This window comes from Variovorax sp. J31P207 (assembly GCF_030316965.1).
In the GTDB taxonomy this organism is placed as follows: domain Bacteria; phylum Pseudomonadota; class Gammaproteobacteria; order Burkholderiales; family Burkholderiaceae_C; genus Variovorax; species Variovorax ginsengisoli_B.
Genome location: NZ_JASZYN010000008.1, coordinates 255,072 through 278,243, shown reverse-complemented (window position 1 = coordinate 278,243; position 23,172 = coordinate 255,072). Strand labels below are relative to the sequence as shown.

General features: G+C 64.5%; 23 protein-coding genes and 3 pseudogenes. 12 read left to right on the top strand and 14 right to left on the bottom strand.

Translation table 11 applies throughout. From position 1 onward, the window contains the following. The first annotated feature begins 91 nt into the window (after positions 1-91). Positions 92-682 carry a hypothetical protein gene (locus tag QTI68_RS26765; RefSeq protein ID WP_286525988.1) on the top strand — a complete coding sequence of 197 codons (591 nt, stop codon included), beginning with the start codon at positions 92-94 and terminating at the stop codon, positions 680-682. After that, positions 679-1,245, top strand: coding sequence for a nucleoside 2-deoxyribosyltransferase (locus QTI68_RS26760; protein WP_286525985.1), 567 nt, complete (start codon positions 679-681; stop codon positions 1,243-1,245). Before QTI68_RS26765 ends, QTI68_RS26760 begins: the two co-directional genes overlap by 4 nt. Here QTI68_RS26760 and yccS read toward each other — a convergent pair. Continuing rightward, complete coding sequence (gene yccS, locus QTI68_RS26755) at positions 1,237-3,447, bottom strand: YccS family putative transporter (RefSeq protein WP_503011741.1); 2,211 nt, start codon at positions 3,445-3,447, stop codon at positions 1,237-1,239. The two genes, QTI68_RS26760 and yccS, sit on opposite strands and share 9 nt — an antisense overlap. Before the next feature lie 73 nt (positions 3,448-3,520). After that, positions 3,521-4,966, bottom strand: coding sequence for a sensor domain-containing diguanylate cyclase (locus QTI68_RS26750; protein ID WP_286525983.1), 1,446 nt, complete (start codon positions 4,964-4,966; stop codon positions 3,521-3,523). A gap of 270 nt (positions 4,967-5,236) precedes the next feature. On the opposite strand from QTI68_RS26750, the gene QTI68_RS26745 reads away from it, so the two are divergent. Beyond that, positions 5,237-5,779, top strand: coding sequence for a DUF3237 domain-containing protein (locus tag QTI68_RS26745; RefSeq protein WP_286525982.1), 543 nt, complete (start codon positions 5,237-5,239; stop codon positions 5,777-5,779). Between the two features lie 50 nt (positions 5,780-5,829). Here QTI68_RS26745 and QTI68_RS26740 read toward each other — a convergent pair whose 3' ends face one another. From QTI68_RS26740 to QTI68_RS26725, 4 genes are read right to left on the bottom strand one after another with little or no spacing between them, the layout of a single operon-like run. Then, complete coding sequence (locus tag QTI68_RS26740; protein ID WP_286526096.1) at positions 5,830-6,963, bottom strand: 2-aminoethylphosphonate--pyruvate transaminase; 1,134 nt, start codon at positions 6,961-6,963, stop codon at positions 5,830-5,832. Between the two features lie 47 nt (positions 6,964-7,010). Continuing rightward, positions 7,011-8,744 carry a putative 2-aminoethylphosphonate ABC transporter permease subunit gene (locus tag QTI68_RS26735; RefSeq protein WP_503011739.1) on the bottom strand — a complete coding sequence of 578 codons (1,734 nt, stop codon included), beginning with the start codon at positions 8,742-8,744 and terminating at the stop codon, positions 7,011-7,013. Beyond that, on the bottom strand, positions 8,741-9,871 hold the full coding sequence (locus tag QTI68_RS26730; protein WP_286525981.1) for a putative 2-aminoethylphosphonate ABC transporter ATP-binding protein: 1,131 nt from the start codon (positions 9,869-9,871) through the stop codon (positions 8,741-8,743). The genes QTI68_RS26735 and QTI68_RS26730 overlap by 4 nt, the downstream gene beginning before the upstream one ends. 43 nt (positions 9,872-9,914) lie before the next feature. Continuing rightward, positions 9,915-10,961, bottom strand: a complete 1,047-nt coding sequence (locus QTI68_RS26725; RefSeq protein ID WP_286525980.1) for a putative 2-aminoethylphosphonate ABC transporter substrate-binding protein — start codon at positions 10,959-10,961, stop codon at positions 9,915-9,917. A 152-nt stretch (positions 10,962-11,113) separates the two neighbouring features. Here QTI68_RS26725 and QTI68_RS26720 point away from each other — a divergent pair, with 152 nt between their 5' ends. Genes QTI68_RS26720 through QTI68_RS26700 form a run of 5 tightly spaced genes read left to right on the top strand, consistent with a single transcriptional unit; the run spans position 11,114 to position 16,517 of the window. Beyond that, on the top strand, positions 11,114-11,839 hold the full coding sequence (locus tag QTI68_RS26720; RefSeq protein ID WP_286526094.1) for a phosphonate utilization associated transcriptional regulator: 726 nt from the start codon (positions 11,114-11,116) through the stop codon (positions 11,837-11,839). Between the two features lies 1 nt (position 11,840). Further along, positions 11,841-13,067 (top strand): phosphonoacetate hydrolase, encoded by a 1,227-nt coding sequence (gene phnA, locus QTI68_RS26715; protein ID WP_286525979.1) that lies wholly within the window; start codon positions 11,841-11,843, stop codon positions 13,065-13,067. Between the two features lie 44 nt (positions 13,068-13,111). Then, entirely contained in the window at positions 13,112-14,548 is a 1,437-nt protein-coding gene (gene phnY, locus QTI68_RS26710; RefSeq protein ID WP_503011738.1) for a phosphonoacetaldehyde dehydrogenase, read from the top strand. Positions 14,549-14,550: 2 nt separating this feature from the next. Then, positions 14,551-15,120: a phosphonate degradation HD-domain oxygenase gene (locus QTI68_RS26705; RefSeq protein ID WP_286525975.1), complete on the top strand. Its 570-nt coding sequence runs from the start codon at positions 14,551-14,553 to the stop codon at positions 15,118-15,120. 8 nt (positions 15,121-15,128) lie between these two features. Continuing rightward, on the top strand, positions 15,129-16,517 hold the full coding sequence (locus QTI68_RS26700; protein ID WP_286525974.1) for an FAD-dependent oxidoreductase: 1,389 nt from the start codon (positions 15,129-15,131) through the stop codon (positions 16,515-16,517). Between the two features lie 18 nt (positions 16,518-16,535). Here the strand turns inward: QTI68_RS26700 and QTI68_RS26695 are convergent, their stop codons facing one another. Continuing rightward, entirely contained in the window at positions 16,536-16,781 is a 246-nt protein-coding gene (locus tag QTI68_RS26695; protein WP_286525973.1) for a hypothetical protein, read from the bottom strand. A 47-nt stretch (positions 16,782-16,828) separates the two neighbouring features. After that, positions 16,829-17,095 (bottom strand): annotated as a pseudogene (locus QTI68_RS26690) (group II intron maturase-specific domain-containing protein); the annotation flags it as partial. A 357-nt stretch (positions 17,096-17,452) separates the two neighbouring features. Between QTI68_RS26690 and QTI68_RS26685 the strand changes: the two are divergent. Next, a complete protein-coding gene (locus QTI68_RS26685; RefSeq protein WP_286525971.1) occupies positions 17,453-17,866 on the top strand; it encodes a hypothetical protein in 414 nt (137 codons plus the stop codon). A gap of 1,214 nt (positions 17,867-19,080) precedes the next feature. On the opposite strand, the gene QTI68_RS26680 is transcribed toward QTI68_RS26685, so the two are convergent. The 3 genes and pseudogenes from QTI68_RS26680 to QTI68_RS26670 all read right to left on the bottom strand — a co-directional run. Further along, positions 19,081-19,626 carry a DUF4256 domain-containing protein gene (locus QTI68_RS26680; protein WP_286525969.1) on the bottom strand — a complete coding sequence of 182 codons (546 nt, stop codon included), beginning with the start codon at positions 19,624-19,626 and terminating at the stop codon, positions 19,081-19,083. 106 nt (positions 19,627-19,732) lie between these two features. Beyond that, positions 19,733-20,071: a nuclear transport factor 2 family protein gene (locus tag QTI68_RS26675; protein ID WP_286525967.1), complete on the bottom strand. Its 339-nt coding sequence runs from the start codon at positions 20,069-20,071 to the stop codon at positions 19,733-19,735. 120 nt (positions 20,072-20,191) lie between these two features. Further along, a pseudogene (locus QTI68_RS26670) lies at positions 20,192-20,335 on the bottom strand (tyrosine-type recombinase/integrase); the annotation flags it as partial. Positions 20,336-20,490: 155 nt separating this feature from the next. On the opposite strand from QTI68_RS26670, the gene QTI68_RS26665 reads away from it, so the two are divergent. The 3 genes from QTI68_RS26665 to QTI68_RS26655 are packed head-to-tail and all read left to right on the top strand — an operon-like array spanning position 20,491 to position 21,915. Continuing rightward, positions 20,491-20,853 (top strand): ArsR/SmtB family transcription factor, encoded by a 363-nt coding sequence (locus QTI68_RS26665; RefSeq protein ID WP_286525965.1) that lies wholly within the window; start codon positions 20,491-20,493, stop codon positions 20,851-20,853. Beyond that, entirely contained in the window at positions 20,825-21,310 is a 486-nt protein-coding gene (locus QTI68_RS26660) for an SRPBCC family protein (protein ID WP_286525961.1), read from the top strand. The genes QTI68_RS26665 and QTI68_RS26660 overlap by 29 nt, the downstream gene beginning before the upstream one ends. After that, positions 21,307-21,915 (top strand): glutathione S-transferase family protein, encoded by a 609-nt coding sequence (locus QTI68_RS26655; RefSeq protein ID WP_286525959.1) that lies wholly within the window; start codon positions 21,307-21,309, stop codon positions 21,913-21,915. Before QTI68_RS26660 ends, QTI68_RS26655 begins: the two co-directional genes overlap by 4 nt. A gap of 8 nt (positions 21,916-21,923) precedes the next feature. On the opposite strand, the pseudogene QTI68_RS26650 reads toward QTI68_RS26655, so the two are convergent. From QTI68_RS26650 to QTI68_RS26640, 3 genes and pseudogenes are all read right to left on the bottom strand, one after another. Then, positions 21,924-22,055, bottom strand: a pseudogene (locus QTI68_RS26650) (integrase core domain-containing protein); the annotation flags it as partial. Positions 22,056-22,086: 31 nt separating this feature from the next. Beyond that, positions 22,087-22,446: a COG4315 family predicted lipoprotein gene (locus QTI68_RS26645; RefSeq protein WP_286525956.1), complete on the bottom strand. Its 360-nt coding sequence runs from the start codon at positions 22,444-22,446 to the stop codon at positions 22,087-22,089. Positions 22,447-22,727: 281 nt separating this feature from the next. Then, positions 22,728-23,150: a GNAT family N-acetyltransferase gene (locus QTI68_RS26640; RefSeq protein WP_286525955.1), complete on the bottom strand. Its 423-nt coding sequence runs from the start codon at positions 23,148-23,150 to the stop codon at positions 22,728-22,730. Between the last annotated feature and the right edge of the window lie 22 nt (positions 23,151-23,172).

Here is a 23,172-nt window from a genome sequence, read left to right as displayed (position 1 = left end):
GTGCGGGGTCTCGGGATGATTCTGCCCGCTCCGCGGTTCGGCGTAAGCTCCCGTGCCTCCAACCGCCACCACTCGATCGGGACCCCGGAACATGGCTGATTCGAAATTCGACACCGACTCGCTGCCCGGCGTCATGTCCACGGCCGCGTCCGACCTGCAGAGCCTGCGGCCCAGCCTGGTCGAGAACGCCCTGACCCAGGCGCTGCCGCTGCCCGACATCATGTTCGGCGGCGCGGTGCTGGTCTTCGTGATCATGTTCCATGCCTTCTGGATCCGCGTGATCACGAGTTCCTTCCTCAAGCACACGAGCGCCTCGCACGTTCGGGCGTCGCTCTGGCGGGCCGACCTGCTGTTCACCGTCACGGTGATGATGCTGCTGGCGCTGCACCTGGCAGAGGTGGTGGTCTGGTCGGCGGCGCTGATCTTCGGCGACATCGTCGCCGACTGGTCGACCGCGGCCTACTTCGCGGCCAACTGCTACACCGCGCTCGGCGAGCCTTTCTCGCTGCCGCGCGCCTGGCGGATCGTGCCGCCGATCATCGGGATCTCGGGTATCTTCGCCTTCGCCTGGACCGCCAGCGTGCTGGTCAATTTCGTCTCGCGCTACAACGACCTGCGCGCCGACATCCTGGGGCGGTCCAGTGCAAGCCAACCGGCGCGGGCCGATAACATGGCGCCATGACTTTCCAGCGCCAAGGCGACCCGGACCGCCCTCGCCCCCGCATCTACCTCGCCGGGCCCGACGTCTTCCTGCCGGACCGCGACCGCATCTTCGCCGCCCTGAAGGCGCACTGCGCGCGCCTGGGCCTGGCCGGCGTCGCACCGATCGACGCACCGCTGGCGTTGGCGGCCTCGGCCGGCGACGACGCCCGGGCGCAAGCCATCTACGAAGGCAACGTCGCGCTGATCCGCGAGTCCGACGGCGTGATCGCCAACCTGTCGAGCTTTCGCGGCCAGGAGCCCGACGCCGGCACCGTGTTCGAGGTCGGCTTCGCGGTCGCGCTCGGCCTGCCGGTGGTCGGCTACGCCGTGCCTCAAGGCAGCTATGCGGACCGCGTGCAGGCCGCGATCGCCTGCCGCCGCGATGCGGCCGGGGTGGTCACGGAAGCCGCCACCGGGACGGTGGTCGAGGGGCTCGGGCAGCCGCTCAACCTCATGCTGTCGCGATCGATCGATCTGGCACCGACCGCCGCGCAGGCGCTCGAGCGGCTCGCCAGGAGGCTCGGCGCCGCCGCCTCACTCTGAAGTTTCGACCACCGGCCGCAGCCACTGCAGGGCATGGCCGCGCAGCGCCTCGATCTGCTGGCCGATCAGGGACAGCTCGGTGCGGATGAGCTGCGCCGCGGCGTCGCCGCCTTCGCCGTCGGACGCCAGCAGGTCGGCCAGGGCCGGGCGCTCGTCCGCCGGGGCCGTGGCGGCCTCGATGGCGTCCGCCGACCCGCGCTCGACATCGGCCGCCAACGCCTCCAGCGCCTGGGCCGCGCCTTCAGCCGCACCGCGCGTCGCGACCGCCAGCGCCGGACTGCGCAGGGCGACCCGGTGGGCGCCGAGCGCCGACAGGTAGCTCAGCAGGGTGTGCGACTGGATCAGGAAGCGCAGCGCGACGCCGGCGCGCGGCCGCACCAGCGCCGGCTCGCGGAACATCTCGGACACCGCCACGGCCAGCGCCGCATCGGCGTTGTGGGCATTGCGCCGGGCCAGCCGGTAGGGCAGGTCGTCGCGCGCGCCGGCACGGTACTGCTCGGCGATCTCGCGCAGATAGAGCGCCTGGTTGCGCATCGCCGCGGCCGCCAGTTCGTTGAAGCGCCGGCCCTGCCAGTGCGGCAGCACCAGCACCATCGCCAGTCCGGCGATCAGGCTGCCGATGGCGGTGTCGACCAGCCGCGGCACGATCAGCACGCCGCCGTCGCCGACCTGGTTGAAGCACATCAGCACCAGCACCGTCATGCAGGCGGTCGCCAGCAAGTAGCGCGCGCTGCGGGTGGCGAAGAAGAGCACGCCGGCCGCCACCGCCAGCAGCGCCTGCACCAGATGCTGCGGGAACAGGTCGAGCAGCGCCCAGCCGACCACCACGCCGACCGCCGTCCCCGCCATGCGCTGGCCCATGCGCGACATGGTGTCGCCCCAGGTCTGCTGGCAGACGAACAGCGTCGTCAGCAGGATCCAGTAGCCCTGGGCGGGATGGATGAGCCACATCACGCCGTAGCCCGCCGCGAGCGCGATCGCCAATCGCAGCGCATGCCGGAACAGGGGCGAGCGCGGCGACAGCTGGCGCCGCACGCGCTCGGCCGCGTCGCGCCAGGAGCGCGGCGAGCGGTCGAGCAGGCCCATGTCGGTGCGCCCGGCGCGCGCGGTCGGCTCGCTGGCGCCGGCCAGCTGGCCATCGAGACGCTCCAGGTTGTGCGCCAGCGCCTCGATCGACGCCAGCAGGGCCTGCCGCGCCGGCTCGCGCGCGTGCGAACGTTCATGCGCGATGGCGCTGCGCAGTTCGGCCAGTGCCTGCACCGTGGCGGTGTCGGCCACGAAGGGCTGGCGCCGCTCGATCGACTGCGCCAGCCGACGGCAGGCCTCGCCCTCCAGGTGCAGCACGCGCTGGCAGCGGTAGAGCAGGTCGCTGTGGAAGAAGGCGTCCGCCAGCGCGTTGTAGTCGTCGTGGGACGAGCTCGCGCGTTCATGCACGTCCTGGGCGATCAGGTAGAGGCCACGGTAGCGCGCGATCCGGCCGGTCGGCGCCCGCGCACCGATGCGGCGGAAGATGCTCTCCTTGGCAGCGTTGAGCTCGGCCACCACGTCGGCATTGAGCTGCGCCAGCGACAGCCGCTTGCGCTCGATATCGATGCCGCGCAGCGGCTCGAACAGCGAGGCCTTGAAGCGCACGTAGTGGCCGAGCACCGAATACAGCCGGGCGAGCCGCGCCTGCACCGGCTGGGCCGGCAAGGCCAGGCACCAGGCGACCGAGAAGACGCCGTACCAGGCGGCGCCCGCGAGCAGCAGCAAGAGCTCGTGCAGGCGTTCGTCCGGGCCCGCGAGCGGGTGGTTGCCGATGCCGAGGGTGGTGTACATCGCCAGGATCAGCGTCGCGTAGGCGATCGCCTTGTAGCGCGCCTCGACCGCCCCGAGCATCGTGAGCCAGAAGGCGGCGAGCGCGAGGCTGGTGATGAACAGCGCCGGGCGGTCGATCAGAGCCGACACCGCGAAAGCCGCCGCCGCGAAGCAGAGCAGCGTGACGACCTGGGCCCGGTAGCGTCCCCGCGCGCTGTCGTCGGTTTCGGCCAGCGCGCTCGCGATGGCGCCCAGGAACAGCGGCGTCACGGCGTCCATCCGGTCGCTGGCGCCGCACACCGCCATCAGGCTTCCGAGGGTGAGCAGCACCCGCAGCGCCTGTGCCTGCCCGGCGCCCCATCGGCGCAGCCGTTGCGGAAATGTCTCGATCACGAATGCGAGCATGCCACCGCTTTGCACGATGCGTGCCATGTCACTCCGGTTGCCGCAGCGAAAGCCCGCGGCCGCCGACGGCGGCTCAGGCGACGCTGCTCGCGTAGTGCCGGGCCTTGTCCTCGTACATGGCCCGGTCGGCCCGCTGCAAGGCGGCTTCCAGCTGGTCGCCGGACCCGCAGGTCGCCACGCCGATCGCCAGGTGCACCACGTGGCCGCTCTGCCCGGCGTGGAACTGGTTGTTCAGGTCGAGCAGCGAAACGATGCGATCCCGCATGCCGGCAGCGCCGCGCTCGTCGGTGGCCGGCAACAGCACGGCGAACTCGTCGCCGCCGATGCGCGCCGGCCAGCCGGGCGCGTCGACCGCCTGGGTCAGCACCTCGCCGACCCGCCTGAGCAGGGCGTCGCCCGCGGCGTGGCCGTCCTCGTCGTTGACGCGCTTGAGGCCGTTGAGGTCGATCGCGATGACGGACACCGGCCACGGGCCCTTGCGCGCCAGCCGGTGCAGCTCCTCGGTGTAGAAGGCGCGGTTGCACAGCTGCGTCAGCACGTCGTGCCGGCCGAGGTATTCGAGGTAGGCCTCGGCTTTCTTGCGCGCCGTGATGTCGACCAGCGACACCAGCACCAGGTCCCAGGTCTGGAGGTGGTGCTGCAGCACGGTGAACTGCATGTGGATGTTGATCAGGTCGCCCGCGAGCGAGTAGTTCACGACTTCGCGCTGCTGGGAGGTCTTGTTGTTCCACAGGTCCTGCAGCTGGTCGGCGAACGAATCCTGCATTTCGTCGCGAAACACCCTGGGGATGTTGCGCAGCAGGTCGGCGGTGTCGGCGGCGCCGAACATCCGCAGGGTCTCGCGATTGACGTCGATCACGCGAATCTCCTGCATGCAGCGCGTGACGAATTCCGGGTGCACCTTGATGAAGGTCGTGAAATCGGTGATGCCGCGCTGCCGGATCTCGTCGAGCAGCTTCTTGACGGCGCTGAAATCCTCGACCCAGAGCGAGACCGGCGAATGGTTGAAGAGGCCGCGGGCATAGCGCTCGGCCTCGGTGCGCTCGCGATAGGCCGCGACGCGGGCCGTGATGTCGTCGAGCGACACCAGCACGCGGTCCCAGCGGTCTTCGTGGCCCGGCAGGATGCGCAGGCGCACCTGCACGTCCAGGCGGCGGCCGTCGAGCGTGTAGTTGACCGTCTGGTTCTCCACGCTCAGCGCTCCCTGCCAGAGCTGTTCGAGTTCGTGCATGACGCAGTCCGCCATGTCGTCGCGGAAGACCTGGTCGAGGGCGGCCAGCAGGTGGTCCTGGCTGCGCGCACCGAACAGCGTCAGCGTGTGCTGGTTGACCCGCAGGACCTTGTAACAGGCCATGCAGTCGCGGATGCGCGCGGGGTCGGCCGCCAGGTGCGCGGCCAGGTCGGTGACGCCGGCCAGCCGCCATTGGTCGAACAGGTCCTTGAGGCCGCTGTAGTCTTCGAGCCAGAGAGAGACGGGCGACAGATCGAACATCGACTCGAGGTCGGTAGACGCGGACATGGCTGCTGGCTTCCTGGGGACGGTGGCGGGGTCGGGACCGCCGATTGTCCACCCAAGCCGACGCGCCCTTCAGCCGCGCCGGTCGCGCCAGCGGCAGTACCGCACGGAAGGCGCGAGAAACCACGGATTGCCGGTGTAGAGCGGCCGGGCCTCGAGACTCGAACCAGGCCAACGCCAGGGATAACCCCTGGAAGAAAGCGTCAGGTGCCCCTTGTTTAGTTATTTAATATAACCATAATGAGGCCAGGACCCCGCCCCAAGGACACCTCGATGAACTCGACTTCCCGCCGCGGCATGCTGCTTGCCGGCTTGGCCTGCGCGACCGCCGCGGGCCCTGCCCTCGCGGCCGATGCCCCCGCCACGCCGACCACCCAGGCCATCCCCATGGTGCTGCCGCGCACCGAGTTCGTCTACGAGGCGATCGTCGATCTCTCGCCGGCGCTGACCTTGGGCGCCTCGCCCTTCGGCGAGCGCTTCATGGTGCCGATCGTCGGCGGCAGCTTCGAAGGGCCGGGACTGCGCGGAACGGTCATCGCCGGCGGCGCCGACCGGCAGCTGCTGCGCCGCGACGGGGCCAAGAACCTGGACGCGGTCTATGAGCTGAAGACCGAGGACGGCGTCGTCATCTCGGTGCGCAACCGGGTGCTCTCGCGGCGGCCGAAGGATGCGCCGCCCTACGTGTTCTCGTCCCTGGAGATCGTCGCGCCCGACGGCCGCTACGGCTGGCTCAACGACTTCGTGTACGTGGGCACGCTGAACAGCCTTCGCCCGCAGCGCGAGGCGGTCGTGATACGGGTCTACAAGGTGGTCTGAGGCGGGCGCTGGCCGGTTCGGCCAGAGGGCCCCACCCCACCTGTGCCGCATCAGGTGACTGCGGCAGCGGCAACACCTTGCCGAATGCCCATGGCCTCGAGTGTGTCTGCCACCGCAGCGACCGCTCCCGGTATCCCTGCTTCACCGAAGTGGCCCATGCATCCGACGCGAAATGTCTCGACCTGCGTGAGCTTGCCGGGGTAGAGGATGTAGCCGCGCTTCTTGACTTCCTGGTAGAACGTCTTGAAGTCGTATTTCGGATCGTCGGGCGCATGAAAAGTGACGATGATCGGCGCCTGGATGGCAGGATCGAGATAGCTGCGGAATCCCAGCGCGGCCATGCCATCGATCAAGGCCTTGCAGTTGCGCGCGTAGCGCCCGCCGCGCGCGTCGAGCCCGCCTTCCTCGACGTATTGCGTGATGGCTTCATCCAGTGCCGCGACCACGTGGGTGGGGGGCGTGAACCGCCATTGCGTCGTCTTGCCCATGTATATCCACTGGTCGTAAAGATCCATGGCGAGCGAGTGGCTGTTGCCCTCGCACTTTTCCAGGGTGCTGCGCCTGACAATGACGAAGCCCATGCCGGGCACGCCTTCGAGGCACTTGCCCGAGGCGGCGACAACCGCGTCGAAAGGCGTGATTCGGGCGTCGATATCAATCGCGCCGAATGAACTCATCGCATCGACGATCAAACCGCGGCCGTGCTTTTCGACGACCAGCGCGACGTCGTGGAGCGGGTTGAGCACACCGGTTCCGGTCTCGCAATGGACCAGCGCCACATGCGTGATCGAAGGGTCTGCTGCGAGGGCACGGTCGACGTCCGCGGCCAGGACCTGCTGGTCTTCCCTGTAGTCGATCGTGGTCACGCGACGGCCGAGCACCTTGCAGATCTTGGCGATGCGCTGGCAATAGGCGCCGTTGTTCGGCACCAGCACGTGGCCGTCGCGCGGGACGATCGTCCCGATGGCAGCCTCCACCGAGAAGGTGCCGCTGCCCTGGAGCGGCACGCACTCGTGCGAGGCCTCGCCATGCACGATGCGCAGCACCTGCTGGCGGATCCTCGCGGTGATCTGGTTGAAGTCAGAATCCCACGAGCCCCAGTCGCGCAGCATGGCCGCGCGGGTCTTGTCCGATGTGGTCAGCGGACCGGGAGTGAGAAGGATCGGCGAACGAACTTGGCTCATGGTGTCTCCTGTGGGAAGGGCGATGGTGTGAGGAAATGCAGTGATGGTCAGCCACGGCGAAGGTTGCGCCAAGCCTGCGTTCGAACGAGCAGCACGCGCGTCAGCAGCGAATAGGCGATGCACACGACGATCGATGTCACGACGATCAGGCTGGCGAGTGCGGCCGCCGGACCGATGTCGCCGGCGTCGTCGAGATGCATGATCGCGACCGACGCCAGGATCGTTTCGGGCGAATACAAAAAGATCGCGCACGAGAGGCTGGCCATCGAGACGACGAAGAAGTAGCGACCGATGTCCAGGATGGCCGGCAGGCAGACCGGCACCGTGACGCGCAGGAAGGTCTTGTAGAACGGCACCTTCAGCGAGGCCGAGACGGCTTCGAACTCGTTGTCGATCTGCTTGAGCGCAGTCACGGCGGTGAGGTGGCTCGATGTGTAGTAGTGGACGATCATCGAGAGGATCAGGATCGCCATCGTCTGGTAGAGCCCGTTCAGCGGATTGGCCGGATGGTTGAAGAACATCACGTAGCCCAGGCCCAGCACCAGGCCCGGCACGGCCATCGACAGCACCGCCATGAGGTGCATGGCGCGTTTCATCGCGACGAGGCCGCGCGACTTCTCGATCAGGTAGGCGCCAACGAACACGATCAGCGATCCGCCGATGGCCGTCGAGATCGCCACGATCAGGCTGTTGCCGTAGGCCGCGGCCATGTCGCTTTCGATCAGGGCGAAGTGATAGTGCTTGAGCGTCAGCGACAGGTCATACGGCCAGAGCGTGATGAACGACGTGTAGAAGGCCATGCCGATGGTGCCGAGCAGCAGCGTGCACACGAGGACGCAGGTCGCAGCCAGGAGGGAATCGGCCAGGCGACGCGGCTTCGGAATGTGCGGGACCGAGCGCGCGGTCAACTGCGCCTTCAGCTTGCGGCGCACCGTGTAGTCGATGACGAACGACAGGATGGACGGAACGAGCAGCAGCATGCCGACCACCGCACCCATCGAGAAGTTGTGCTGCCCCACCACCTGCTTGAAAACGTCCACCGACAGCACGTTGAAGTTGCCGCCGATGACCTTCGGCGCGCCGAAGTCGCTGACCACGTAGGTGAACACGACCGTCGCGGCGCTGATCAGGCCGTACTTGCAGGAGGGCAAGGTGATCGTCGTGAACTGGCGCCACGGGGGCGTGCGCAAAGCAGTGGCCGCTTCGTAGAGGCGGCCATCGGCAAGCGACAACGCGGTGACCAGGATCATCAGCGCGTGCGGAAAGGTGTTGTAGACCTCGGCCAGGATGATGCCCGGCGCACCGTAGATCGAAGCGCCCATCAGGAGCGCCTTGAACGCGCCCTGGTTGCCGAACCACTGCACGAACGAAATGGCCGCCAGGAGCGAGGGCGCAAGCAGCGGGATCAGCGCGACCAGCTTGAACGTGCCCTTGAACCAAGCCGGCAGGCAGGTACGCGTCAGCGCATACGCGCAGACGAAGGCCGTCGGCACCGAGATCATCACGACGACCGAGGCCACCCAGATCGAATTCCATGCGGCGCGCAGCAGGCTGGGTGTCTGGAAGTAGGTGACGAAGTGCGCCAATCCCACGAAAGCGCCGTCCCTGTCCTGCACCGCACTCACGAGGATCATGAAGAGCGGCGCGATCAGGAACGTGAACAGCATCGCCATGATGGCGAGCAGCACCCCTCGCGCGATCAGGTCGTCACGGCTCCAGCGCATTCCAGGGCGGGCGGTAACCATCGGGGCGGACGGGTAGGGACGTGCCAGCGCGTTCATGGCCTGGCAGTCCTGCTGCAGAAGGCCCGGATACGGTTGGCGCGCAGTGCGATCTCGATGCGATTGCCCTCGCGAATGTCGAGATCATGCAACTGGTTGAGCGAGAAGTGCAGGCCCAGGCTCTGGCCATGAAGCGCATCGGCAGTGACTTCGGCAATGCACAGCCCGCCGAGGAACTCGACCTTGCTCACCAGTGCGCTCATCCGGTTGGGCGTGTCGTGGGCAAGGTTCTCGACCAGGCGGTCTTCCGGCCGCAGGTAGAGATTCACCTCGTCGCCCGGCTCGAAGCCGATGTCGCAGGCATCGCACTGCAGCTCCATGTCGCCGACGCGAAAGAGGTTTCCGCCCAGCGCGTAGCCGTGCAGGACGTTGACCTTGCCCACGAAATCGGCCACGAAGGGAGTCGCCGGCCTTTCGTAGATGTCCATCGGCGTTCCCACCTGCTCGATCACGCCATGGTTCATGACGACGATCCGATCGGCCATCGACAGGGCCTCTTCCTGGTCGTGCGTCACCATGATGGTCGTGATGCCCACCTGGCGCTGCAGGCGGCGGATCTCACCGCGCAGACGGATGCGTTCCAGCGCATCGAGCGCCGACAGGGGTTCGTCCAGCAGGAGGAGCCCAGGACGTGTGGCCAGCGCGCGCGCCAACGCGACGCGCTGCTGTTGCCCGCCGGACAGCTGGCTCGGGTACTTGCTGCCCGAGGTCGGCAGGCCGACCAGCTTCAGCAGTTCCTCGACCCGTGCCTTGGCTTCCCCCTTCTTCACCTTGCCATTGACCAGGCCGTAGGCGATGTTGTCGGCGATCGTGAGGTTCGGAAAGAGCGCGTACGACTGGAACACGATGCCGTAGTCGCGCTGATCGGGGGGCAGCCAGGACACATCCTTGCCGTTCTGCAGGATCTGACCGGCGGTTTGCGTCTCGAGCCCCGCGATGATTCGCAGCAGCGTGGTCTTGCCGCACCCCGAGGGACCCAGGAAGCAGAGCATCTCCCCTGGATTGACGCGCAGGTGCACGTCGCGCAGGGCACTGAAGGATTCGAAATCCTTGCGGATGCCGATGACCTCGAGTGCGCCGGCGGTGGTCGGCTCGCTGCCGAGAAACCTGGTGTCAGTCATGTCCATCTTCTTGCTCTCGTCGCGGGTTGAAGAACGGGTCGGGCAGCGATCAGTTGGACTTGGCTTCCGACTTGCCGTCGTAGCGCTTGCTCCACTCCTTCAGGATGCGGTCCCGGTTCTTGGCCGACCAGTTCAGGTCGTTCTTCGACAGCAGCTTCTCGTAGTTCTCGGGGATGCCTTCGAGCTTCTTCGCGACGCCGGGATAGGCCACCACGGCCCACCAGTTGGACGTGACCTGGTTGGCCTCCTTGCTGGCCATCCAGTCGGCCAGGCGTTTGGCCTGCTCCATCTTCTTGGTGCCTTTCATGATGCTCGTGGCCTCGATGTCCCAGCCCAGCCCCTCCTTGGGGAAAACCAGTTCGACCGGAGCGCCGGATTTCTTGACCTGGTGTGCGCGAAATTCGAACGAGATGCCGATCGGGAACTCGCCGGCGCCTGCCTGCTTGCAGGGCTTGGAGCCGGAGTGCACGTACTGGGCGATGTTTTCGTGCAGCGCGTCCATGTACTTCCAGCCGTCGTTCTCGCCCCACATCTGGAGCCATGCGGCCACGTCGAGATAGCCGGTGCCGCTGGAGGCGGGATGCGGCATCACGATCGCGCCCTTGTAGACCGGCTTGGCGAGGTCCTTCCAGGTCTCCGGCTTCGGCAGGCCGCGCTTTTGCGCTTCGACGGTGTTGAAGCAGATCGTCGCGGCCCACACGTCCATGCCCACCCAGGCTGGCGGCCGCGCGCTGTCCGAGTACGCGGGCGTGAGTTCCTTGAAGCCCTTGGGCTCATAGGCGGCGAGCATGCCTTCCTGGTCGAGCAGCGCGAGGCTGCTGGCCGCGAGACCAGCGACCACATCCGCCTGGGGGTTTGCCTTTTCTGCCAGCAGCTTGGCCGTGACGATGCCGGTCGAATCGCGCACCCAGCGGATCTCGATGTCCGGGTTCGCTTTCTCGAAGCCGTCCTTGTAGAGCTTCATCGCGTCGGTTTCGAGCGCGGTGTACACGAGCAAGGTGGTTTTCTGTTGCGCGGAAGCGCCGGTGAGGGCGAAGGCCAGGGCCGTCGCGCACAGTGCCGTAGAGAGTCGGCGGATGCCTTTGCTTGAGTTCATCGGTTCGTCCTGTGTGGGTAGGAATTGGATTGCTGACTCGTGCCCAAGCGCGTCTTGACGGCCGCTTCGGTACGTTCAATGTAAAACGTCAACTGGCCACTGTCAATATTAAATTGTTGACAGTTGGCGATTCGGCACGCAGAATCGATTTCATGAACTCAAGCAAACCAGCCGCTGCCCTGGCCTTCTTCCAGTCCAATTCGCTGCCGATGCTGGTGCAGGAAGAAATCGAACGGCTCATCATGACCGGCGAGCTGGCCGTGGGCACACGCGTGAACGAAAGCGAGCTCGCACAGCGCTTCAACACCAGCCGCGGCCCCATCCGCGAGGCCCTGAGGGCGCTCGAGGAAGCCGGGCTCGTGCGCAACGAGAAGAATCGCGGCGTGTTCGTGCGGGAGATCTCCTTCGAGGAAGCCGACGAGATCTACGAGTTGCGCGAAGCGCTCGAGGAAATCATCGGACGCCGTGTGACGCGCGCCATTGCGCCCGACGGCATCGAGCGCCTCAAGGGCATGCTCAAGGCCATGGGGTCCGCGGCAAAGGCCAAGGACGTGGAGCAATACGCGCAATTGAATCTGCAGTTCCACGAGGTGCTGCTGGAAACGGCCGGCAGCCAGAAGCTGATCGAAACCTACCGGCGCCTGATCAAGGAGCTGCTTCTGTTTCGTATGCGCGCGCTCGACAACGGCGGCGGCCTGCGCGTGTCCGTCGACGAGCATCGCGAGATCGTCGACGCCATCGCCTCCGGCGAAGCCGAGCGCGCAGGGCGCGTCATGCGGCAACACGTTGCCGACAGCCGCAACCGAATGCACGCGGCCATGGGCCGGCCTGACGCCGACTCGCCGAGGTCCAACTCTTCCAATCAACAAGGAGCATGAAATGAATCCCCAGTCGATCGAAGTCAACGCCAGAAGCTACCGCTGGATGAAGCGGCCGGTGGTCGTGGTCTGCGTGGACGGTTGCGAGCCGGCCTACCTCGATGCCGCGGTGGAAGCTGGCGTCGCTCCCTACCTCGAGAAGATGATGCGTACCGGCGCCAACCTGCTGGCCGACTGCGTGGTTCCGTCTTTCACCAATCCCAACAACCTGTCGATCGTCACCGGGGCGCCACCTGCGGTCCACGGCATCTGCGGCAACTACTTCTTCGACCGTGAACTCGGCAAGGAAGTGATGATGAACGACCCCAAGTACCTGCGCGCAGGCACCGTGCTGGCGGCCTTCGCGGACGGAGGTGCCAAGGTGGCCGTGGTCACCGCCAAGGACAAGCTGCGCAAGCTGCTGGGCAACCACATGAAGGGCATCTGCTTCTCTTCCGAGAAAGCCGACGAGGCCACGCAGGAAGAGAACGGCATCGACAACGTGCTGGACCTCGTGCGCCTGCCCGTGCCCTCGGTCTACAGCGCGGAACTCTCCGAGTTCGTGTTCGCTTCCGGCGTCAAGCTGATGGAGACGCGCCGCCCCGACCTGATGTATCTCTCGACGACCGACTACGTGCAGCACAAGGCGGCGCCGGGCAGTCCGGCCGCGAATGCGTTCTACGCGATGATGGACCGCTACCTGGCCGAACTCGACGCGCTCGGCGCCACCATCGTTCTGACCGCCGACCATGGCATGAACGACAAGCACGATAGCGACGGCAAGCCCAACGTCATCTACCTGCAGGATGTGCTGGACGGCTGGTACGGTGCCGAGGCCGCGCGCGTCATTCTTCCGATCACCGACCCCTACGTCGTGCATCATGGTGCCCTGGGCTCGTTCGCCACCGTCTACGCACCGGACGGGGAGATCGCCGCGCAGTGGATCGAACGCATCAAGGAACTGCCCGGAATGGAATCGGTTCTGACGCGCTCCGAGGCCGCAAGGCGCTTCGAGTTGCCGCCCGACCGTATCGGTGACATCGTCGTCGTCAGCGAGCGCAACACGGTGATCGGCACTTCGGCCAGCCGCCACGATCTGTCTGCACTCGAAGTGCCGCTGCGCTCGCACGGCGGGGTGTCGGAGCAGCGTGTGCCATTGATCTGCAACCGCCCTGTCGATGGTGTCGAAAGCAGCCGCCGGTTGCGCAACTTCGACGCGCTCGACATCGCCCTCAATCACGCCCAATAGCACCCATTTAACACCGGGAAGAGACAACCCAAATGAGCCAGCCCATGCCGAAGCCAGCCGAGATCCACTGCGAAGCACTGCGCATTGCGGGCGAACACGTCTATCGCGACGACGTGATCGAGGTCACCTACCCCTACACCGGCGAGGTGATCGCCACCGTGCCGAAGGCCACACTCGAAGACGTGCGGCGCGCCTACCAGGTCGCCCGCGACTACAAGCCGACGCTCACGCGCTACGAGCGATACAAGATCCTCATGCGCGCCGGCGAGATCATCAGCTCCAGGCTGGACGAGATCTCCCGCACGATCACGCTGGAGTCGGGACTGTGCCGCAAGGACTCCTTGTACGAAGTGGGACGCGCTTCCGACGTGCTTCTGTTCGCGGCCAACCAGGCGCTGGTGGACGACGGCCAGGTGTTCTCCTGCGACTTGACGCATCACGGCAAGAGCCGCAAGGTCTACACGATGCGCGAGCCCTTGCTGGGCGTCATCACCGCCATCACGCCGTTCAACCATCCGCTGAACCAGGTGATCCACAAGGTGGCGCCTTCGATCGCAACCAACAACCGGATGGTGCTCAAGCCCAGCGAGAAGACGCCGTTGACCGCATTCATCCTTGCGGACATCCTGTACGAGGCGGGGCTTCCGCCGCAAATGCTGTCGGTGATCACTGGCGACCCGCGCGAGATCGCCGACGAGATGCTCACGCATCCCGACGTGGACCTTGTCACCTTCACGGGCGGCGTGGCCATCGGCAAGTACATCGCCGGCAAGGCCACCTACAAGCGTCAGATACTGGAACTCGGAGGCAACGATCCCATCATCGTGATGGAAGACGCCGACATCGAGGAAGCGGCAACACTGGCGGCCAGTGGCTCCTACAAGAACTCCGGCCAGCGTTGCACCGCCATCAAGCGGATGCTGGTGCATGAAGCCGTGGCGGATGAGTTCGTCGAATTGCTGGTGCAAAAGACGCGCGCACTGAAGTACGGCGACCCGATGGACAAGAGCGTCGACATGGGCACCGTGATCGACGAAGCTGCAGCGATCCAGTTCGAGAAGGTCGTCAACGAGGCCATCGCGGCCGGTGCCGAACTGAAGTGCGGCAATGTCCGCCGCGGCGCGCTGTATTCGCCGACCGTGCTGGATCGGGTCGATCCCGGAATGACGGTCGCCAAGCACGAGACCTTCGGGCCGGTATCGCCCGTCATTCGCTTCAAGGACATCGACGATGCCATCCGCATTTCCAACGGCACGGCCTACGGGCTGTCCTCGGCGGTGTGCACCAACCGCCTCGACTACATCACGCAGTTCATCCGCGAGCTCAATGTCGGCAGCGTGAACGTGCGCGAGGTGCCTGGCTACCGTCTTGAACTCACGCCATTCGGCGGGATCAAGGACTCGGGGCTCGGCTACAAGGAAGGCGTGCTGGAGGCGATGAAGAGCTTCACCAACAGCAAGACCTACTCGTTGCCTTGGTAGCCATGAGCCTCACGATCGAAGACATCGTCCGCGTGTTCGAGGCCAAGGGCCATGAGCAGTACGACGGCGAACCGGTGACCCAGCTTGACCATGCGCTGCAATCCGCGCATCTGGCCGAACAGGATGGCGCAGGAAGTGCGCTCATCACGGCCGCGTTGCTGCATGACCTTGGCCATCTGCTGCACGACTTCGGCAAGACGCCGACGCAACAGGGTCTCGATGACCTGCACCAGTACCGGTGCCTGCCGTTCTTGCGTGCGCTCTTCGGACCGGAGACGCTGGAACCCATACGCCTGCACGTCGATGCCAAGCGCTTCCTCTGCGCGCGCGAGCCTGGTTATCTCGAGACCTTGTCGGCCGACTCGCGGCGCAGCCTCGTGCTGCAGGGCGGTGTCTTCGACGAGGTGCAGGCGCAGGCGTTCGCGGTGCTGCCGTTTGCCGAAGATGCCGTGCGCGTGCGGCGCTGGGACGATGCCGCCAAGTCCGCGGAAGCCCTCGTGCCGTCGCTCTCGCATTTCGTGCGCCACATGCAGGTCTGCGCAGCAGATCGTCGCACCGCGCAGACGGCATAGGAGAAGACATGCGACCCTTCTGGATCGAGCAAGCGTTGTTCAACGACGGCGAACTGTCACCCGCTCTGCAGGGCAGCCAGCGAGCCGACGTCTGCATCGTCGGCGGCGGCTTCACAGGCCTGTGGACGGCCATCCAGGCCAAGCGGCAAGATCCATCATTGGATATTGTGATTCTTGAAAGCGATCTCTGCGGGGCCGGCGCGAGCGGGCGCAACGGCGGTTGCCTGCTCACCTGGTCGGCAAAGTTCTTCACGCTGCGACGGCTCTTCGGCGAGGCCGAGGCCATCAGGCTGGTCAAGGCATCCGAAGCGGCTGTAGCGCATATCGCGGAGTTCTGCCGTGCACACGACATCGATGCCGAATTGCGCATGGACGGCACGCTCTACACCGCCACGTCGCAGGCCCAGATCGGCGTCCTGGACCCGGTCATGCGAGCACTCGAAGAGTGCGGCATCCACAGCTATTTCCCGTTGCCGCCCGACGAGGTGGTGCGACGCTCCGGCTCGGCTCGCAACTTGGCGGGCGTCTATTCGCCCGCGGCCGCGACGGTGCATCCCGGCAAGCTGGTGCGTGGGCTTCGTCGCGTGGCGCTCGCAATGGGCGTGCGCATCCACGAGCGCAGCCCGATGCTCGATTTCAGCACTGGCAATCCGGCGGTCGTCCGCACGCCTTGCGGGACCGTCGAAGCAAAGAAAGTCGTGCTGGCCATGAACGCCTGGATGGCCAGTACCTTCGCGCAGTTTGAGCGAACCATCGCGATCGTGTCGAGTGACATGGTCATCACCGAAAAGTGCCCTGAATTGCTGCGCGAGATCGGCTTGATCGACGGCGTGTCCGTGCTGGATTCGCGCACCTTCGTCTACTACTACCGCAGCACCGTGGACGGTCGAATCATGCTGGGCAAGGGCGGCAACACCTTCGCGCGGGGCGGGCGCATCGCGCCGGTCTTCGACCAGCGCTCTCCCTACGAGGCGCAACTCACGCAAGCGCTGCATTCGTTCTTTCCGGCGCTGCGCGACACGCCGATCACGGCAAGCTGGAATGGCCCCTCCGACCGATCGGTGACCGGCTTTCCCTTCTTCGGCCGGCTCGATGGTGCGCCACACATCAGCTACGGCTTCGGCTACTCGGGCAATGGCGTAGGACCGAGCTACATGGGCGGTCAGATCCTGTCTTCGATGCTGCTGGATCTCGACAATGCGTGGACGCGCAGCCCTCTCACACAGGGCCCGTTGGGGCGTTTTCCGCCGGAGCCAGTGCGCTATGCCGGATCGATCGTGGTTCGCAACGCGATCCGCCGCAAGGAACGCGCGGAAGATGAGAATCGCCGCCCCTGGTTCGTCGACACCATGCTGAGCAAGTTCGCCAACGCGGCGGGCAAGGCCGACAAGGCCTGAGTGCCCGGAGCCGACAACTCAGTCGCGGTCAATGAAGACAGCTACACAGAGTGCGGCGCCCACGACGTACAGCAACCAGGTCTGCGGAATCGCGTAGGGATACAGCATCAAGGCAACGCCGAGCCATTTGCTTCGCGGACGACCGGCGCGCTTTCCGAAGCGATAGACCGCGATGCCAATGAGGCCGAACAGAACGGCACCGATGATGTAGGCCGGCGTCGGGAGCGAAATCCCGAGCGACTCTAGTGTCTGCAAGCTGTCCATGGGGGTCTGGCCGAGGGTTGGAGGGGCTCCTCTGAGCGCCCCGCAGCTTAACCGTGGTCACGAAAAGAACTCACAGAGAGCACCTTGTTCAAACCAAGACGGCTGGTAAGCCACCAGCTTCGTACGTTGCCGGCGACACGCACGGCCACCTCGACGCTCGCGCCCAACCTGCGTAGCTCCCGGCATACCGTGACCCCGCGCCGCCACTGCTTGAGCTGTACGGAGCGCAGCCGGTGCCGCAGCCTCTCGTCGAGTTCGCGCACGACCCTCGGCGTCTGTGCCAGACGGAAGTATGACTTCCATCCCGGCACGTAGGCCCTGAGTTCAGCTCGCTGGCCGAGGACGGCCGTAGGCCTGCTCCTTCTTCAGCGCGAAGCCACCACCGGCGTCGCGCGTTCCCCGTCCAGAGGGCCGCGACAAGTGAGTTGCCGCTCGCTCATTCTGTGGACAAGGCAGAAGGGGGTGCACCAACATGGCGTGCTGCAATGCGTTGCTCCAATGCACACATCATGAGGTCGGGCGAGTCGACCACGATGCGCTTCATCGGCGAAGGCTTCCAGGACTGTCAGTGCGCCCCCCTCCCAGCCTTTAGGTTTGAATCGGCGCGCATTTGCGGCTCGCGCGTCCCCGCAAATTGAACTAGAGTGGCTTCAGGCTTGAGGAAACACACAATGAACAATTTCACTCGGCTAGCGACGCTTGCATGTGTCGCCTACGGGGGACTCACCGCTGCGCAGGAAGCCCCAAAGTACTTGTCCAAGTCGGAAGTTGACAAGGCGCTCACTGGCAAGGTTCTGCTGTTCAATCGTCCAAGCGACGGAGCGGCTGTGCGGTGGGATATGCGCAAGGGCGACGTATTCGCGAACATGGTGGGACGACGGTACGGAACCGGTACCAGCGGCGGCGGCGGCGGTTTTCCGGGAACGTGGGAGACGCGAGACGATGGCGCCATGTGCGTCAAATGGCGCGACAACAGCCCCGGTCAATGCCACTTCTATTTCTGGGATGGCGACAAGCTCAAGCGCACACTTGAACCAACGGCAGAGGCAGCAGCTAGCGCTACTCTCGTCGAGTTCGAAAAGTGAAGCGAGTGGCCGGCGATTGATGCACTGGCATAGGCGCCGCGGCGGTTAAATTCGGCCAGACTACGGAGGAAGTTTTGCAAAACGAACGTCCATCATCCGTCGCGCCCATTTGCCTCATCATCGGCGCCCTCTTTGGCCTAGCGGGTAGCTTCGTCCCTTCTGTTCCATTGCGGGGCTTGGCGTGGGGAATCGATGGCACTGCTCTTGTTGTGGCTGCGGCCCTGCTTGCAGTTCACTTCATCCGGTGCAACCAAGATTCCCTCGCCGCAGGGTTTCTCGTCTTCATTGCGGGCCAGGCTCTGGTCGTCTCTGGTTCAGCCATGTCACTCGAAGCTAGTGGCCCATCCTTTTCTGCGGGTGCAGCGCTGTGGGCCGCTGCATTGGTACTTATCAGCGCACCCAAAATCATGCCGTTGCCTGTGCGCGTGCTCGGATGTGTCGCCGCGTTGCTTCTCGCAGCTACCGCCCTTCAGGCATTTGCGGGCCGAAACCTTACGCCGCTGTCCGAACCTCTTCCGTTCTTTGCGTACCCGTTCCTCGTACTCACTATGCTAGGTTGGGCACAGTGGTGCTTTCGCACTCCACTTCCAAAATAGTATGGCAGTCACACTGCTGTCGCGTCCAGGGAAGTCAAGAATGCCGTCTAATCCGCGGCCGCCACCGACTACATTTGGCCGAGGCCGTGTGTTGGCGGCTTCTCGCTTTGGTCTGCGAAGAGCGGCAGCTGTTGGTTTGTCGAGCAACCCACGCGGGCTGATGCGTGCATCATGGTCCAGAACCCTTCGACTCGTCGGCGTGGTGCAGGCTTCGGAATGCAGTCCATGCAGACCCCATCGACGACGGCAAATACATGGCCTCGCAGCTTGAATATGTAGCTGCCAGCAGGCAGCTTGCTGGCCAGTTGGGCTACCGTGGGTCGATGAATCGCGGGCCGGTCGAGGAAAGAGACCCAGGGGGCCACCTCATAGTTGGCGAACACGACGCTCACGGCCTTGGGGCGCATGACGCCACGAGGACGCCGACCAGCGTCGGCACAAATCTTGTGAGCGCGTGCGTATGGCATACCAGTGCCCAACGCGAGCGAACGGACTGCGCAGTCGGACCTCTCTGCAAAGCCAGCAGCAGCGCGCCCACCGTCAGTCACTGTGTAGTTGAATTTCATTCCTTGCTTGGGCGCCCGAGCGACCGGTCTTGGCCGAATGGGGCGTTCAGGTTCAGACGCTCACTGAGCCTCTGAATCCTCGCGCGGAGTAGTAAGACTCAGCCCCGTTGTGATACACGAAGACCTTGCCGAAACGCCTGTCGCAAAACAGCGCGCCACCGAGCTTTCTGACGTCAGGTGGTGTTGCCACCCAACTGGACGTTTTCATGTCGAACTCCCCGAACTGCTGTAGTTCGCGGTACTGCGCCTCCGTCAACAGCGAAACGCCCATGACCGCAGCCATGTCGATGGCGTTGTTCTGCGGCTTGTTCTGCTTGCGGGAGTTCAAGGCCTCTGCGTCGTAGCACAAGCTCCTGCGCCCCTGCGGACTTTCAGCGGCGCAATCGCAGAAAAGGTAGGCGCCGCCATCGTCCGCTGCCCCGATCACATCGGGTTCGCCTCCGGTCCTCTCCATCTCGAGAAGCGACCTCAGCTTGTCAGGGCTGGCTTGCAATCGACCATGGACGTCGGCCCAGTTGACTCTGGTGTGCCTGTGCACGTTCTGCGTGAACCGCAACTTCAATGTATCGATGAGGACTTCGCTTTGCTCGGCCTTCATATCGCTTGCTCCTGTTCGTGCGCGTCGGTGCCATACCGCCAAGCCGATGCCACTGGCCAAATTCTGCCGCCGCGATGAGGGCCCGCTGTTGGCCTAACTGTGCCACTCATTCCGCGGGAAATAGCCAAACACGCTCGATGAGCCCGCTTTCAACGTGGTAGACCGCGACGATGTCGAACGGCTGCGCTCGCAAGCCGAACACGCGCTCGTGGTCAACAACCTTGGTTCCGCACTCCATGCGACCGAGAAGGTCGGCCCGATGGTTCTCGACGGCGAAGACCTTGGTCGCATAGAGCTCCGCAATGGCGGCCTTGCCGGATGCGAAAGGCTGCGCCGATGGTGCTCTATATAGCTCTGCGTGCTCCGCATACGTCTCCAAAAACGCACGGAGGTCATGTGCGTTGTAAGCCTCGAACTGGCGCTGAACGACGTTGACCGGCAACATTGACTACTCCTTCTGCCTAACGTCTCGAACGTCCCCTACAAGACCAGTTGGATGCCATTGTCGAACGACTGGTTCTAGCCGCATTCTGCCGGAGAGCCGCCCGGGCCAGCGCGACCGGGCGCCCGGCCGCCTCATGCGTCCTTCCAGCTTGCTGTGGCCGAGCAAGAGCTGCACTGCGCGGAGATTCTTCGTCCGTCGGTAAATCAGCGAAGCCTTCGCCCTGCGCATGGAGTGCGTGCCGTACGTTGCGTTGTCCAGACCAAGTCGCAATCCACATCTCGACAGCCAGCCGCGTCGGACTCTGGAGGCGCAAGGGCTCACCTTCCGAGGGCGCCGATTGTGGCCGACGGTTTCGCGAGGAAAACCATTGACACCTGGGCTCTTCGAGAATAATCTATCAGTTATATAACCACAACGTTATGCAAGAACAAGCACTTACCGCAGCGTTCGCAGCGCTGGCGGACCCCACCCGTAGGGCAATCCTTTCGCGCCTTGCCCTGGGCGAAGCCAATGTGACGGAACTCGTCAGGCCTTTCAAGTTAAGCCAGCCCGCGGTTTCGAGGCATCTCAAGGTTCTGGAGGAGGCGGGGCTGATAACGCGCGGCCGAGTTGCGCAGTCGCGTCCATGCCGACTCGCTCCAGAGCCGCTCAGGCAGATGGCCGATTGGCTGGACGGCTACAGAGAGCTTTGGGACAAGAGCTTTGGGCGTCTCGACGAATATTTGGACGAACTTCAGCAACAGGAGAAGCTAGATGCACCTCACACAGCAAAGCGCCGCTGACACAAGTTCCGAGAGAGAACTATCGATGTCGCGCACATTCAAAGCTCCGCGTAGCCTCGTGTTCAAGGCCTGGACCGAGCCCGCGCACTTGGCGCGGTGGTCCGGGCCGCAGGGATTCACGACGCCGCACCACGAGATGGACCTCCGCGTCGGCGGCACCTATCGTGCTTGTTTGCGTGCGCCGGACGGCGTGGACCACTGGGTCAAGGGCGTCTATCGCGAAATCAGAGCGCCCGAGCGCCTTGTCATGACACATTGCTGGACCGACGCAGCAGGTAACCCCACGGGGCCGGAGACCCTCATCACGGTGACGCTGACAGACTGCGATGGCCGGACGCTGATGAAATTCCATCAAGCGCTCTTCGAGAGCTCCGCATCACGCGATGGGCATTCACAGGGTTGGTCGCAAAGCTTCGACCGGCTCGTCGACTACCTTGCCGAGGGGGTGACGCCATGAGGCTTTACTACAGCGAGACCATGAACCCGAGAAAGGCGTGCGCTGCTGCGCGATACCTTGACTCCCCAGTTGAGTTCGTTCGAGTGGACCTTCAAGCAGGTGAGCACAAGAAGGCGGATTTCTTGAAGCTCAATCCGAATGGGCGCGTCCCCGTGTTGCAGGACGGAAAAGCGACGCTGTGGGAGGCCAACGCGATAATGTGCCGCCTGTCGGACGAGGCGGGCGCGGACTTCTGGCCGCATGATGAACGGCAAATCGACGTGCTTCGATGGTTCAGCTGGGACGCTCAACACTTTACGCGCCACGCCGGAACTCTCTACTTCGAGAACCTCATCAAACCGGCCATTGGGCTGGGGGCTCCCGACGCGGCTGCAGTCGAACTCGCCACCTGCCATTTCCGAACCGCGGCCGCGGTGCTTGATGCCCATTTGGCCCAGAACAGCTACTTGGTAGGGGCCGCGCTGACCGTGGCAGACTTTGCAACCGCCGTGGCGTTGCCATACGCCGAGCGTATTCATCTTCCACTTGATGAGTTTCCGGCTATTCAGCGGTGGCGCGCACGGCTGAACGAGCTGCCAGCCTGGCGCGAACCTTTTCCTCACTGACATCCGACCTAGCTGTCGAGTTTCAGCAGGTTGTTCATGGCCGGAATCCGGCTCATGGGCGGCTGATGGTTGAGGGCTGAGTGTGGCCGATGCCAGTTGTAGTGATGGATGAAGGGCTGTAGCGCGGCCTCGCGTTGGCTGCCGATTCAACCGGTCGATGCAACGATGTGGCTACGGTCGTACCAGATGCCACGTCCCGCCACGAAAGCCGTCGCCTGTTCGGTCGCCAGGCTTGCTGTCATTCACCCAGAGGTATAGCGGCCTGTCCTTGTATGCCCACTGTTTACTGCCGTCCTCACGGACCATGAGCGAGTAGTCGCCTGAGGGCTTGTCGCCAGCCCCCGCCAACATGGGCGGCCAGCTTAGACTGCAGGCGCCCACGCACTGAATCTTCCCGGGAACCGTAAGGTCGTTGTCCCAGACATATAGGGTCATACCTTTGGCATCGGTGAGAACGCCATCTACCACTCTCGGTTGCGCAAGGGCTGAAAACGCCAACACGACAAGAGCGGGCAATAGCAATATCTTCATCAACGGCTCCTTCACATGTCCTGGCCATACGAGCGCCGCGCGTCAAAGCGGATTCCAAATGCCCAAAGGATTACCTCAGGCAGCGCCCAGGCATCATCTGCGTGTCGATATGCGAAATCAATCGATTTCAGAAAATGGGTGAAGAGTGTCACGGCCCTGATGCGAACCAGCGGCGGAAGTCAGTCAGCGCTCAGCAAGTAGGCTTCGCGTAGCGCGATGCAGCGCAAATGTGAGGGTCGGTGGCGGACGTCCGCTCCTGGCCCGCACCCTGCCCTTGGACCTCAGAGCTTCTTCATCATGAACGCCAGGTAGAACCCATCGGTGTGGTTGTCGATGCGCCCGAACTCTTTGTAGCCGCGCTTCGCATAGAAGTCGCGGGCCTGCCATTCGAACGTATCGAGTTTGGCGCTGTGCGCGCCCAGGCGCTTCGCCTTCGTCTCGGCCTGCCCAAGCAGCTCGCTGCCAAGCCCGGCTGCCCTGGCCGCCTCGTCGACCCAAAGCACGTCGATGTGGAGCCAGTAAAGGAAGACGTAGCCGCGAAGCCCTCCGACCATTCGACCTTGCGCATCCCTTGCGCTGAGCCATACCGGTTGAGATTCGGGATACTCGCCCACGAATCCGTAGTTGAAGTGGCGCAGCCGTCGACCGAGCTCGCCGGACCGCACCTCCTCTTGCGTCGCTTCGATGATGGTCCAGGCTGTCATGGCGGGCTCAGGCGCCTGTCGA